Source organism: Geothermobacter hydrogeniphilus, assembly GCF_002898515.1.
GTDB lineage: Bacteria > Desulfobacterota > Desulfuromonadia > Desulfuromonadales > Geothermobacteraceae > Geothermobacter_A.
The window spans coordinates 47,420-60,489 of the sequence record NZ_PPFX01000001.1 but is presented as its reverse complement, the minus strand read 5'-3'; the positions used below and the strand labels follow the sequence as shown (position 1 = coordinate 60,489).

The 13,070-nt window shown below is 60.5% G+C and carries 12 protein-coding genes; 5 read left to right on the top strand and 7 right to left on the bottom strand.

Translation table 11 applies throughout. The features are described from left to right. Positions 1–134: 134 nt before the first annotated feature. From sucC to folK, 4 genes are all read right to left on the bottom strand, one after another. Positions 135–1,298 carry an ADP-forming succinate--CoA ligase subunit beta gene (gene sucC / locus C2E25_RS00280; protein WP_103113818.1) on the bottom strand — a complete coding sequence of 388 codons (1,164 nt, stop codon included), beginning with the start codon at positions 1,296–1,298 and terminating at the stop codon, positions 135–137. Between the two features lie 441 nt (positions 1,299–1,739). Further along, positions 1,740–2,384, bottom strand: a complete 645-nt coding sequence (gene fsa / locus C2E25_RS00275) for a fructose-6-phosphate aldolase (protein WP_085009658.1) — start codon at positions 2,382–2,384, stop codon at positions 1,740–1,742. 22 nt (positions 2,385–2,406) lie between these two features. Beyond that, positions 2,407–2,682, bottom strand: a complete 276-nt coding sequence (locus tag C2E25_RS00270) for a hypothetical protein (RefSeq protein ID WP_103113817.1) — start codon at positions 2,680–2,682, stop codon at positions 2,407–2,409. Continuing rightward, positions 2,683–3,177: a 2-amino-4-hydroxy-6-hydroxymethyldihydropteridine diphosphokinase gene (gene folK / locus C2E25_RS00265; protein WP_103113816.1), complete on the bottom strand. Its 495-nt coding sequence runs from the start codon at positions 3,175–3,177 to the stop codon at positions 2,683–2,685. 284 nt (positions 3,178–3,461) lie between these two features. Here folK and C2E25_RS00260 point away from each other — a divergent pair, with 284 nt between their 5' ends. The 3 genes from C2E25_RS00260 (at position 3,462) to C2E25_RS00250 (ending at position 5,230) form a co-directional block, all read left to right on the top strand. Further along, positions 3,462–3,845 (top strand): VOC family protein, encoded by a 384-nt coding sequence (locus C2E25_RS00260; RefSeq protein ID WP_103113815.1) that lies wholly within the window; start codon positions 3,462–3,464, stop codon positions 3,843–3,845. Between the two features lie 199 nt (positions 3,846–4,044). After that, the gene (locus C2E25_RS00255; RefSeq protein ID WP_103113814.1) at positions 4,045–4,785 is read left to right on the top strand and encodes a methylenetetrahydrofolate reductase; all 741 of its coding nucleotides are present in this window, start codon (positions 4,045–4,047) and stop codon (positions 4,783–4,785) included. 286 nt (positions 4,786–5,071) lie between these two features. Next, a complete protein-coding gene (locus C2E25_RS00250) occupies positions 5,072–5,230 on the top strand; it encodes a rubredoxin (RefSeq protein WP_103113813.1) in 159 nt (52 codons plus the stop codon). 12 nt (positions 5,231–5,242) lie between these two features. Here the strand turns inward: C2E25_RS00250 and C2E25_RS17615 are convergent, their stop codons facing one another. The 3 genes from C2E25_RS17615 to C2E25_RS00235 all read right to left on the bottom strand — a co-directional run bounded on the left by C2E25_RS17615 (position 5,243) and on the right by C2E25_RS00235 (position 9,307). After that, entirely contained in the window at positions 5,243–5,686 is a 444-nt protein-coding gene (locus C2E25_RS17615; RefSeq protein ID WP_199177336.1) for a hypothetical protein, read from the bottom strand. A gap of 253 nt (positions 5,687–5,939) precedes the next feature. Further along, positions 5,940–8,387 (bottom strand): dihydropteroate synthase, encoded by a 2,448-nt coding sequence (locus C2E25_RS00240; protein ID WP_103113812.1) that lies wholly within the window; start codon positions 8,385–8,387, stop codon positions 5,940–5,942. Further along, positions 8,387–9,307: a homocysteine S-methyltransferase family protein gene (locus tag C2E25_RS00235; protein ID WP_103113811.1), complete on the bottom strand. Its 921-nt coding sequence runs from the start codon at positions 9,305–9,307 to the stop codon at positions 8,387–8,389. Before C2E25_RS00235 ends, C2E25_RS00240 begins: the two co-directional genes overlap by 1 nt. 360 nt (positions 9,308–9,667) lie before the next feature. On the opposite strand from C2E25_RS00235, the gene ovoA reads away from it, so the two are divergent. Together ovoA and C2E25_RS00225 are read left to right on the top strand one after the other, a co-directional pair. Next, positions 9,668–11,776, top strand: a complete 2,109-nt coding sequence (ovoA, locus tag C2E25_RS00230) for a 5-histidylcysteine sulfoxide synthase (RefSeq protein ID WP_103113810.1) — start codon at positions 9,668–9,670, stop codon at positions 11,774–11,776. A gap of 482 nt (positions 11,777–12,258) precedes the next feature. Further along, complete coding sequence (locus C2E25_RS00225; RefSeq protein ID WP_103113809.1) at positions 12,259–13,062, top strand: DUF547 domain-containing protein; 804 nt, start codon at positions 12,259–12,261, stop codon at positions 13,060–13,062. Positions 13,063–13,070: the final 8 nt, after the last annotated feature.

The window sequence follows — 13,070 nt, the reverse complement described above, 5'->3', positions numbered from 1 at the left end:
TAATGTAGTCCAATGGCTAAGCAAAATTTCGTCTGGCAAGGCGTCGGTTTTTTTCAAGGGCGAAGCCATACATCAGTATGGCGAGGTCTTGAAAAAGTTCGGCAACGCAGGCAGGCGGAACTTTGGCGACACCATTAGCCTTTGACGGCTTTGACGATCTTCTCGGCGGCATCCGCCATGCCGTCGGCGCTGACGATATCGAGACCCGACTCAGCCAGAATCTGCTTGCCGAGATCGACGTTGGTTCCTTCAAGACGCACCACCAGCGGCACCTTGACGCCAACCTGCTTGGCCGCCTCGACCACCCCGGTGGCGATCACGTCACACTTCATGATGCCGCCGAAGATGTTGACCAGAATTCCCTCGACCTTTTCATCGGAGAGAATGATCTTGAAGGCCTCGGTGACGCGCTCGATGGTCGCTCCGCCCCCGACATCGAGGAAGTTGGCCGGGGAGGCCCCATAGTGCTGGATGATATCCATGGTCGCCATCGCCAGGCCGGCGCCGTTGACCATGCAGCCGATGTTGCCGTCAAGGGCGATGTAGGAGAGATCGTACTGGGAAGCCTCGATCTCCATCATGTCCTCTTCGTCGTAGTCACGCAGATCACGGATGCGCAGGTGACGGAAGAGGGCGTTGTCGTCGAAATTGAGCTTGGCGTCGAGACAGAGGAGCTGTCCGTCGGCGGTCAACACCAGCGGATTGATTTCCAGCAGCGAGCAGTCCGCCTCGACGAAGGCGGTGTAGAGATTCTTGAGCAGCGGCACAGCCTGCTTGACCTGGGCCGGAGCAAAGCCGAGCTTGAACGCGACCTTGCGGGCCTGGAAGGCGGTCATGCCGACGGTCGGATCGATCGCCTCGAAGAAGATCTTCTCCGGGGTATTGGCGGCAACCTCTTCGATGTCCATGCCGCCCTCGGCCGAGGCCATCAGGGTCACCTTGGAGGTGGCGCGGTCGACCAGGAAGGAAACATAGAATTCGTCGGCGATGTTGCAGCCCGACTCAACCAGCACCCGCTTGACCAGCTTGCCCTCGGGGCCGGTCTGATGAGTCACCAGGGTCATGCCGATCATGTCGCGGGTGAACTGCTTCACCTCGTCGGGAGTCTTGGCGATCTTGACCCCCCCTCCCTTGCCGCGGCCGCCGGCATGGATCTGGGCCTTGACCGCCCAGGGACCGTCACCGAGACGCTTGGCCCAGTCGCGGGCCGAGTTACTGTTGTAGACGACATGTCCTTCCGGAACCGGTACACCGAAATTCCGCAGGATCGCCTTAGCCTGGTACTCGTGAATGTTCATGGGTTCTTCACCTCAAGCTATGGGTTGTGAAAAAGTCTATCCGGTCTTGGGGCCGGCACCTGACAACATCGAACCGGCATACCTGGAACCTGCATGCCGACCTCCGCAGCGGACAATTCTTCCTCCGGGACCGTCCGGCCCGAATCAGCCGGGGTTCACTGGTTCGGGTCGAAGCCCCGCTCCCCATACTCTCCCAAAAAAACAGGTGAACTGGTCAGATCAATGACCGAAAAATCCGGTTCCCGATATGACCAAGCCTGTCAGATGAAACTTAAAACATCATTATAACAGCATCTTAGACGGTATACGCCTGGCTGTTTTAGACCTTTTCCGCGGCTTCGTCAAGAGGACTGACCAGCATCAAGCGAAAAAGGCCCGGCTCCATCTCCTGCAGTCTAGCAGAGAAGCGGGGCCGGGCCAGGCTGAGCGGCGGAAAGATACTTATTTCTGCGCCTTGTTGTGGTCAGCCAGAAACTTCTCGATACCGACATCGGTCAGCGGGTGCCGCGCCAGTTGCTGCATCACCTTGAAGGGAATGGTGGCGATATCGGCACCGAGCAGGGCCGACGTCTGCACGTGCATCGGGCTGCGCACCGAAGCGACGATGATTTCAGTGGTATAGCCGTAGTTGTCGAAAATGCTGCGAATTTGATCAATGCCTTCCATCCCCTCGTGACCGATGTCGTCGAGACGACCGACAAAGGGAGAGACATAGCTCGCCCCCGCCTTGGCCGCCAGCAACGCCTGCACCGGGGAGAAGATCAGCGTGACATTGGTGCGGATACCTTCGGCGGCGAACACCCGGGTCGCCTTGAGACCCTCTTCGGTCATCGGCACCTTGATGACGATGTTCTTGTGGATTTTGGCCAGCTCGCGACCCTCGGCCAGCATGCCGGGGGCGTCGAGGGCAATGACCTCGGCGGAGATCGGACCATCGACAATGCCGGTGATTTCGGTGATGACCTCTTTGAAATCACGGCCGCTCTTGGCGATCAGCGACGGATTGGTGGTGACGCCATCGACCAGTCCCAGTTCGCAGGCGGCGCGAATCTCGTCAACTTCGGCGGTATCGATAAAAAATTTCATCTTCGTACTCCTCGTTCCAGGTTTATTTCCCTGTTTTTTGAAACCGGACACGCCAGGCGTCCCGGCAGGCTTCACTGCAGAAAAACTCTTTCCGGCCGGCAACCGTCAGCGGCAGCGCGTCGCTGCGCGGCAGGTAGGTGCCGCACTCCGGATCCTTGACCATCTCCTCCCCGGCGTCGCTCTTCTCGGCCGGGGGCGGCGGGTTCAGGCCCTGTCCGCCGCGAAAAATCCTCAAGATGGCCGAAACCATCGCGTAAATCAGAAAGGCGAAAATCGCCAGCAGCAGCAGACGGATCATTTACCAGTCTCCACGGCAGACGATCCCCGTCCAGGGTTCTCCCCGCCGCCAGAAATCACCGACCGTTCCGCCGCTTCCCGGAATCGGCAGGTCAGGCGCCAAATCAAGCAATGGCGCCAGCACAAAGCCGCGCCCGGTGAGACGCGGGTGAGGCAGTTCCAGCTCCGGACTGCGGCTGATCATGGCGTCAACCAGCAGCAGATCAATATCCAGGGTGCGCGGCCCCCAGCGGATTTCACGCTTACGACCACAGGCGCGCTCCAGGTCCTGGCACCGCTCCAGCAGCCGACACGGGTCAAGTTCAACCTGAAGCTGTAAAACAGTATTGAAAAAGGCCGGCTGGCCCTCGGGGCCGCCGACCGGTTCGGTTTCATAGAGTCGCGAACTGCCGACCAGCTGGACCTCGGGCATGGCGGCCAGGGCCGTCCGAGCGTGACACAGGTTGGCACGTCGGTCACCGAGATTGGCACCGAGCCCGATAAAAACAAGAGACATGGCGTCGACTCTTTCGCAACCGCAGGGATTAACCTGAATCAGTGCGTTTTATGCAGGATGGAGAGTGCAAGCGCTTGCCCTGAATACGGTTTTCAAAAATCTGAGGTGTACCCATAGGTTCACCGGGGATTTCTGGGAATCGTAGGCAGGAGAATGGCTTGTGCTATCCGCCGGTGATGAACTCACCGATTCAAGATTAAAGCACAGGCGCACGAACAGCGTCAACCGCGGTTCGGTTGCCAGCACATTCCCGGCGTGATACAAACAGCCGCAAGGAGCGTTGCATGAGCCTGACCCTGACCCTGGCGGTCGCCGACCTCGACCGGACCGAGATTTTTTACCGTGACATTCTCGGTCTGCAACTGGAAACTTTTGAGCCGGCACCGGGATTCCCCCGGGTCCTGTTGCTGCTGTGCGGCGATACAGCGATCCTCTTCCGCCGGCAACAGGCGCTGGAAGCTTCGCATCCGGCCCTGTTTGAACATCTTGACCGCCACCCCAAGGGGGTCGGGATGACCCTGGAACTGAAACTGCCCGACCTGGAGGCGGCCCGGCGGGCCATTGACCGGCAACAGTTGCACCTGCTCTACGAACTGGATGACGACGAGTTCAACCACCGGGAAATCTGGGTCCACGACCCGGACGGCTACCTGCTGATTCTAACCTGAGTCAGTGAGTTCCTGTTGGATGGAGAGTGCAAGTGCTTGGTCTGATGAGATTTTCAAAAAGCTGAAGCGCACCCATAGGTTCGCTGGTAATTTTTGGAAAGCTCGGGCAGATCAATGACTTGTGCTGGCCGCCGACAAGGGGCTCACGGATTCAGGTCTAACCTGATTCCGGTCAGTTTTACCGAGGAGAACGACTGAAATGGGCGACCTCGCCATCGAACTGGTCCCCCGCTCCCGCGAAGTCCTGGAGCGCGACCTGCAGACCGTGCGGGAACATTTCCCCCGGGTGCGGACCATCAATATCCCCGACCTGCTGCAGTTTCCCCTGCGCGCCTGGGACGCCGCGGAGGCCATCGCCCCGCAGGTGGAACGGGTGATTCCGCATCTGCGCGCCATCGATTTCGACCTGAAGGAGGACTGGCCGTTTCTCGACACCATCCGTCGCAGCGGCTGCCCGGCGGTCCTCGCCATCTCCGGCGATCCGCCGCAGGACATGCTGCATCGCACCTTCCGCACCCCGGTCACCGAGTTCATCACCCGGCTGAAGCAGGAACTGCCCGGCGTCAAAGTCTACGCCGGCCTCGACCCCTACCGCAGCGGCGTCAAGGAAGAGCTCGACTATGTCCGCGCCAAGCTGAACGCCGGCGCCGACGGGCTGTTCACCCAGCCCTTCTTCGACCTGCGCTTCATGGAGATCTGGGCCGACCTGCTGATCGGCCTCGATATCTGGTGGGGCATCGCCCCGGTGCTGACCGAAAAAAGCCAGGCCTACTGGGAGAACAAGAACAACGGCTTCTTCCCGCCCGACTTCGAACCGACCCTGGAATGGAACCGGCAGTTCACCAAGCGTGCCCTGCATTTCGTCAAGGCGCGCGGTGCCAGCGCCTACATCATGCCGATCAGGGCGGATATAAAGAAATATCTGGACGGAATTATTTAGGGAAAAAGCGGCTAAGGGTGAAAGGCTAAAGGAGAAAGGCCAAGGGGCCGAATACGACCCGCGGCAGCTACGTCGCAGCGACTGAGGACGGGAGCAACGAAGCAGACGTGCTTTTCAGCCACCCCCCACGGAGCCGCCCTGGACCAAACCTGGGCGGCTCAAAAGTGCCAAGATACGAGGCGGACGCAGGCTGAGGAGTGAGGTGTAGCGGCAGCTACTCCGCAGCGACGAAAACAAGGACAACGAAGTAAATTGGTGCTTTTCAGCCGCCCCCCACGGAGACGCCATGCGCTATATCTGTTCCAACTGCGGCTACATCTACGACCCTCAGCAGGGTGACCCGATGTCCAACATCCCGGCCGGCACCAGCTTCGACGAGTTGCCGGAAGACTGGTGCTGCCCACTCTGCTATCTCGGCAAAGAGGTCTTCGACCCTCTCGACTGAACCCGGTCAGGGTTAACCCTGGCCCGTCCCGTCACCGATGCTCTGCACCGGTATCCAGCGACCATCCCCCAGCACCTGGACTTCGTCGACCCGGTTCCGGGCATCGTAGAGAACCCTGGCCTTTATCTCCGCCCCCTTGCCGGCTACCCCCTCAACGGGGGTGGTGACAAGTTCCGCCAGACCAAGAGTGAAGATATCGGCAGCGCCGTACAGCACCGCCTTGCCCGCCTTGACGGAGCCGTGCTGCCCCTGCATGAACTTGAAGATGTCACACTTGCGGCCATCGGCCTCGACCTCGGTCGCCACCGGCTGACCCATTTCGGCCAGCACCTGGTAGCGATCGGTGCCCCGCTTGAGGACCGAGAGGTCCTTGCACTCGGGACCGGACGTCGCCATCACCACCGAGCAGGCGGTCAACAGCGGCAGCAGCAATACCAGCAACCAGTTCTTACGCATTTCACAACCTCCGAAAAAATGGAAACAGCCCCTGTCGGGGAAAAAACTATTGCCCGGGATCCTCCCGCAGCATCGGGAAGCAGGTGCAAATATTTCGCCAAACCATGGAGTGGTTTTCCTTAACCACTCCCCCAAGGCGGTGAGAAAGTGCCCGGATGCAAGGCTTGCGACAACTGAAACCGCAGGCGTAGCGGCAGCTACGTCGAGGATTGAGGGCGGAGCGTAACGCCGCAGACGGGGGCTTTATCGCCGTCTACACGGCGAAATACTTGGCTTGCGGGTGATGCGCCACCAACGCCGACGTCGTCATCTCCGGCACCATTTCACAGTTCTCGGTCAGGCTGACGCCGATCCGCTCCGGCCGCAGCAGCTCGAAGGTCGGCCGCTGCAGCTCCAGGTCGGGGCAGGCCGGGTAACCGAAGCCGTAGCGACTGCCGCGGTAACGCTGCACCACGTAGTCACCGATGGTCTCCGGCTCGCCTTCGGCGATGCCCATCTCGAAACGCATTTTGCGGTGCCAGTATTCGGCCAGGGCGTCGGTCACCTCAACCCCGAAACCATGCCAGAGCAGGTAATCCTTGTAGTTGTCAGCCTCGTAGAGGGCGCGGGTTTTTTCCGCCAGTACGGGACCGAGGGTGACCACGAACAGGCCGGCGACATCCCCCCCCTCTTCCTCACTGTGGAAGAAGTCACTGATGCAGAGGTGGGGAGCAAAACCCTGGCGCGGGAAAGCGAAGTGAAAGTCCTTCCCCTCGTGCTCCAGAACCAGCTCGTCCGCCTCGCCGCGGCAGCGGAAATAACCCCAGGCAACCCGCGGCTGCAACAGGCCTCCCTCAACCGCCTCGCACTTGAAGCGTTCATAGGTCGGCAGCACCTCGTTCGCCACCAGTTCGGCGTACTCCTCGGCGCTCAGCTTGCCGCGCCGGTAGCCCCAGCGGCCACGGAACAGGGCCTGCTCATTAACAAAGGGGAAAACCTCGGCCGGATTGATCCCATCGCTGGTACGGCTACCGAGAAAAGGGGGTTCTGGAACCGCGACCTTACGGTCAATCTCCACCGCGCGCGGTCCCGGGCGGCTGCCGGAAGCGGCCTCACGGACTTCGACCCGGGTCGCGGCCAGGGTCCCGGCCTCGAACTCGCGCATCGCCTTCAACCCGGCGAAGGCGTCGGCGCAGTAGACCACCGGTGCATCATAACAGGGCACGCAGTCATCGGCCACGTAGCGGGCGGTCAGGGCCGCGCCGCCGAGCAGTACCGGCTGCTTCAGCCCGGCCTGCCGGAACTGGGCCAGGTTCTCCTTCATCAGCAGCGCCGACTTGACCAGCAGCCCGGAGAGACCGATGACGTCCGGCTGCAGCTCCTGCGCCCGGGCGATGATCTCCTCGGCCGGCACCTTGGTGCCGATGTTATGCACCTGGTAACCATTGTTGGAAAGGATGATATCGACCAGGTTCTTGCCGATATCGTGGACGTCACCGGCGACAGTGGCCAGCAGCAGGCTGGTTCGGCTTTCCCCTTCGATCCGTTCCATGTAGGGTTCGAGCAACGCCACCGACCGCTTCATCACCTCGGCCGACTGCAGCACAAAGGGCAGCAGCAGTTCGCCGCGACCGAACAGTTCACCGACCTCGCGCATCGCCGGCACCAGCAGGTTGTTGATGATATCGAGCGGCCGCCAGCGACCGCGCAGTTCCGAAAGCAGGTCCTCCAGCCCCTCCCGGTCCCCCTTGAGGACCCGCTGCCTCAGCTGCTCCTCGTAACGAAGCGCCTCCTGCGGCTCATCCTCGTCATTGTCGGCAGCCTGCTCGAAATGCTCGATGAAGCGCATCAGCGGCGACAGTTCCCGGTCGTGACCGCGATTGAAGAGCAGATCGTAGCAGACCTCGCGGTCCTGCTCGGAGATCGAGTTAAGGGGGATGATCTTGGCGGCGTCAACGATGGCGGTGTTGAGTCCCGCCGCGACCGCTTCGTGCAGGAAGACCGAGTTGAGGACCTTGCGCGCCGCCGGCCGCAGGCCGAAGGAGATGTTGCTGACCCCGAGGGTGAAGCTGACGCCGGGCAGCTCCTGCTTCACCCGGCGGATGGCATCTAGAGTCTCGACGGCGGCATTGACCATCTTCTCGTCACCGGAACCGACGGTGAAGGTCAGCAGGTCGAAGAGCAGATCCTGCGGCCGCAGTCCGTAGCGGTTCACAGCCAGGTCAAAAATACGCTTCGCCGCCGCCACCTTCTGCTCGCAGCTCAGGGCCATCCCCTCCTCGGTGATGGTCAGGGCGACCACCGCCGCGCCGTACTTCTTCGCCAGCCGGCAGACGCGGTCGAGATTTTTACCCCCGTCTTCGAGGTTGATGGAGTTGATGATCGCCCGCCCCGGGTAGAGGGGCAGGGCCGCCTCCAGGGTCTCGGGACTGGTCGAGTCGAGCATCAGCGGCGCCTTGCAGCTGCCGGCGAACGTCTTCACCAGAGTCAGCATATCGCGCTTTTCGTCCCGCCCGGTATAGGCAACACAGAGATCGAGTAGCTGGGCGCCGCGCGCCTCCTGGTCGAGAGCGACCTTGAGACAGGCATCCCAGTCTTCGGCCAGCAGCGCCTCGCGGAAGGCCTTGGAGCCGTTTGGATTGCAGCGCTCGCCGATCAACAGCGGCGGGATCTCCTGCTGCAGATCAACCGCCTGGTAGAGACTGGCAACCTGGGCTTTCATCAACACACCTCCCGTTTTTTCGGCGTCACGCCGGCGAGTTTTTCCGCCAGGGCCCTGATATGATCCGGGCTGGTGCCGCAGCAGCCGCCGACAATGCTGACCCCTTCTTCGGTCACGAAGCGGTGCATCTGCTCGGCGAAGGCGTTCGGCGAGAGGGGATAGACGGTTCGGCCGTCAACCACTTCCGGCAGCCCCTGGTTGGGAATGCAGGAAATCCGCGCCGGCCAGTTCCGGCTCAGGTAGCGGACATGGCTGGCCATATCTTGCGGCCCGGTCGCGCAGTTGAGGCCGAGGGAGAACAACTCGAAGGGTTCGAGGGTCGCGACCACCGCGCCAATATCGGAACCGACCAGCATGGTCCCCTGCTGCTCGATAGTTACCGAGACGAGTACCGGGATCTCGACCTTGCCCACGGTCAGGACTTCAAACGCACTCACCAGCGCGGTTTTGGTCTGCAGCAGGTCCTGGCAGGTCTCGATGATCAGGCAGTCGACCCCGGCCTCCAGCAGCGCCTCAACCTGCTCGCGAATCGAGACCGCCAGCTCGGCCACCTCGATATGCCCGAGAGAGGGCAGCTTGGTCCCCGGTCCGACCGAACCGGCGACATAGCGGTCCGGGCGCCCGGCGATTGCCGTCCGGGCATGCTCAACCGCCAGCCGGTTGATCGCCTTTACTTTATCCTGCAGACCGTACTCGGCCAGCACCACCGAAGAGGCGCCGAAGGTGTCGGTCTCGACCACCATCGCCCCGGCAGCAAGCATCTCGCTGTGCAGCCGGACGATGAACTCGGGACCATGCAGGTTGAGAACCTCGTTGCAGCCCTCGCAGCCGGCCCAGGCCTCATCGGGAATCTCCATCTGCTGCAGGTTGGTGCCGCAGGCACCGTCGAATATCAGGATCGGATGATCGGAAAAAGCCATCTGTTGCTCCTCACTTGGCAAGGGACCGAGAAGTATAAGCCAAACCACGGCCAAGGTCCACAAAATGAATGGCCGAAAAGCCGGATCAAACATCCGAATTTCGTTTCCGCCAATACTGTCCGGCAGCGTCCCTGGCGGTAAATCCAGATCTCTTTGCTATAATTCTGAATCAGTGAGCCCCTTGTCGGCGGAGAGCACAAGTCATTGATCTGCCTGAACTTCCCAAAAATCACCAGCGAACCTATGGGTGCGCTTCAGATTTTTGAAAATCTCATCCAGACCAAGCACTTGCACTCTCCATCCAACAGGAACTCACTGATTCAGGATAATTGCAGCATATCCACACCCAGGAGGCACCCCATGGATCTCCGCGCCACCCGCACCGTCATTCTGAACAGCGGCACCCCGGAAGGGAAACGCGCCGAGATCCGCGACTATTTCCACCAGACCTTCAGCATCGACGAACGACTCTACGACACCCTCGCCGATGACGAGGCCTTCTACCTGCGCGCCGAACCGCTGCGCCATCCGCTGATCTTCTACCTCGGCCACACCGCCACCTTCTACGTCAACAAACTGATCGTGGCCAGAATCATCAGCGAGCGCGTCAATCCACGCTTCGAGGCGATGTTCGCCATCGGTGTCGACGAGATGTCCTGGGACGATCTCGATGAAGCCAACTACGACTGGCCGACGGTGGCCGCGGTCAGGGCCTACCGCGACCAGGTCCGGGAGCTGGTTGACGATGTTATCGAGAGCCTGCCGCTGACCCTGCCCATCGACTGGAGCAGCCCCTTCTGGGCAATCATGATGGGCATCGAACACCAGCGCATCCACCTCGAGACCTCGTCGGTGATCATCCGCCGCCTGCCCATTGAACAGGTGCGGCAACTGCCGCTATGGGAGATCTGCCTGGAAGCGGGAGAGTCCCCGGCCAACAAACTGCTGCCGGTCGCCGGCGGCAAGGTGGTTCTGGGCAAGAACAGGGATCACCCCCTCTACGGCTGGGACAACGAGTACGGTCGCCACGAGTTCACAGTCGAGGACTTTGCCGCCGGCCGGTACCTGGTCTCCAACCGTGAGTTTCTCAATTTCATGGCAGCCGGCGGCTACCGGACACCCGACTACTGGAGCGAGGAGGGGCAGCGCTGGCTGATCTTCAGCCAGGCGACCCACCCACTGTTCTGGATTGAAAACGGCGGCGACTGGCGACTGCGCACCATGGCGCAGGAGATCGAAATGCCCTGGAACTGGCCGGTGGAGGTCAACCAGCTCGAAGCCAAGGCCTTCTGCAACTGGATGGCAACCAAGACCGGTACACCGATCCGCCTGCCGACCGAGGAGGAGTGGTACCTGCTGCGCGACGGCCTCGACATCCCCGACCAGCCTTACTGGCAGCAGGCACCGGGCAACATCAACCTTGAATACTGGGCCTCACCCTGCCCGGTCGACCGCTTTGCCCGCGGCGATTTCTACGATGTCATCGGCAACGTCTGGCAATGGACCGAAACCTCGATCAGCGGATTCGAGGGCTTCGAAGTTCATCCCTGTTATGATGATTTTTCCACTCCCACCTTTGACACTCAGCACAACCTGATCAAGGGCGGCTCCTGGATCTCCACCGGCAACGAGGCGACCCGCGACTGCCGTTACGCCTTCCGGCGGCACTTTTTCCAGCATGCCGGCCTGCGCTACGTTGCCGCCAAACAGGCGGTCGCGGAACCGGAAGCAATGTATGAAACCGATGAAGCGGTCGCCGAATACTGCGACGCTCACTACGGTCCGGACAAGTTCGGCGTTGCCAATTTCCCGGCCTCGCTGGCGCGGATCTGCGTTGCGGCGACGGAAGGCCGGGCGCGCGGACGCGCCCTCGACCTCGGCTGCGCGGTCGGCCGCGCCAGTTTCGAACTGGCCCGCCATTTAGACCAGGTCACCGGCATCGATTTTTCCGCCCGGTTCATCCGCATCGCCTTCCAGCTGCAGGAAAAAAGCGTCATCCATTACCAGCTTCCCGAAGAAGGGGAGATCATCTCCTTTCATGAAAAACGCCTGGAAGATTTCAGCCTGCAGGGACTCGGCGGCAAGATCGAATTCGCCCAGGGGGATGCCCACAACCTCAAGCCCCGGTTCACCGGTTTTGACTTGGTGCTGGCCGCCAACCTGCTCGACCGGCTTTATGAACCGGCGCGCTTTTTGACGACCATCGGCGAACGCATCAATCCAGGCGGACTGCTGGTGATCGCCTCCCCCTACACCTGGCAGGAGGAGTTCACCCGGAAAGAAAACTGGATCGGCGGCATCCGCCGTGCCGGAGAACCCTTCACCACTCTCGAAGGACTCAAGGAACGGCTTGGCGGCAACTTCCGGCTGCTCAAGAACCCGCGGGATGTCGAGTTCGTTATCCGCGAAACGGCTCGCAAATATCAGCACACGGTTTCGCAGGTGACAATCTGGGAAAAACAGTGCTGAGGAAACTATTCCGTGTTGACCGCTATCACGCCCCACCCGGCCTCTTTGCCCGTCCCAAAACTGAACCCCGACAGGGGCATGTCCCCTGCTTCAGCAAGTTTTTTTCCATGGAGCCTTTTTCGGGGGAGAGAATCTGCTATAGTGAAATCAAACGCAGCAACAGACAGGGAGGTAGATGACTTATGACCATCTCTGATCCACCGGGCATTCTGGCGTAGTGAAAAAAAACCGATATAAAAAAAGAACTTGGGACAACCAAGCTCATGAACCCTGAAAAGGGAAAACTGACGGCATCAATCGTCAGTCAAATCAGAAAAGCCCCGGCATCGCGTCCGGGGCTTTTTCATGAAAAACGCCTCAAGGGTCATCCAGGCCACTTTTGACCTGATCCGCAAGTGATATGATTTAACAACAGCCTGCATTCTTCATCGAAGCGCAGGCCGACCGATCCAGGTCATCCCCTCTTGCCGTCAGGAGCGCCCATGATTCGCTGCATCCTCAGCCTGTTGCTGATTCTGCTGCTGCCGAGTCCCTCGCCGGCCGCCGGTTTCGACTTCTCCCCCTACGCCGAAATGCTGAACAACTACCTGAGCATCAATCGCCAGATCCACAACATTCCGGTCAATACCATCGACTACGCACGCATGGACCTGGAACAGTCCCCCAAGGGATCGACATGGAGAAGAATGCTCGCCGACCTGGCCCGTTTCAACCCGACGTCCATCGCCGATCGCAATCAACGAATGGCCTTCTGGATCAACGTCTACAATATCGCCGCCATCAAGACCATTCTCGACCACTGGCCGGTGGATTCAATCCGTTCGTCGAAAATCCACTGGTTCGGATATCCCTGGAAACAGGAGATTATTCTGATCGGCGGCCGGCAGTATTCCCTTTATCAGATCGAATTCGAGCAACTTGTCGAGGGCTTCAGGGATCTGCGTGTTCATCTCGGCATCAACTGTGCTTCAGCCTCCTGCGTCGACCTGCTGCCGGAGCCCTTCAGCGGGGAGAAGCTTGACGACCAACTGCAGTTTCAGGGGGAGCGCCTGGCCGGACAGTGGAAAAAGGGGCTTGCCATTAACCGTGAAACCGGCGTGGTGAAGGTCTCGAAGGTCTTCGATTATGACAAGGAGCATTTCGACCGCTGGGCCGGAGGAGCTGTCAACTTCCTGCTCCCCTACACCTCGGCCGAGGACAGGGCCTTTCTGCAGGACGGCGAATTCGAACTGGAATACCTCGATTACGACTGGACCGTAAATGACAGCGGACAGGCGTCACAATAATCCTGCCC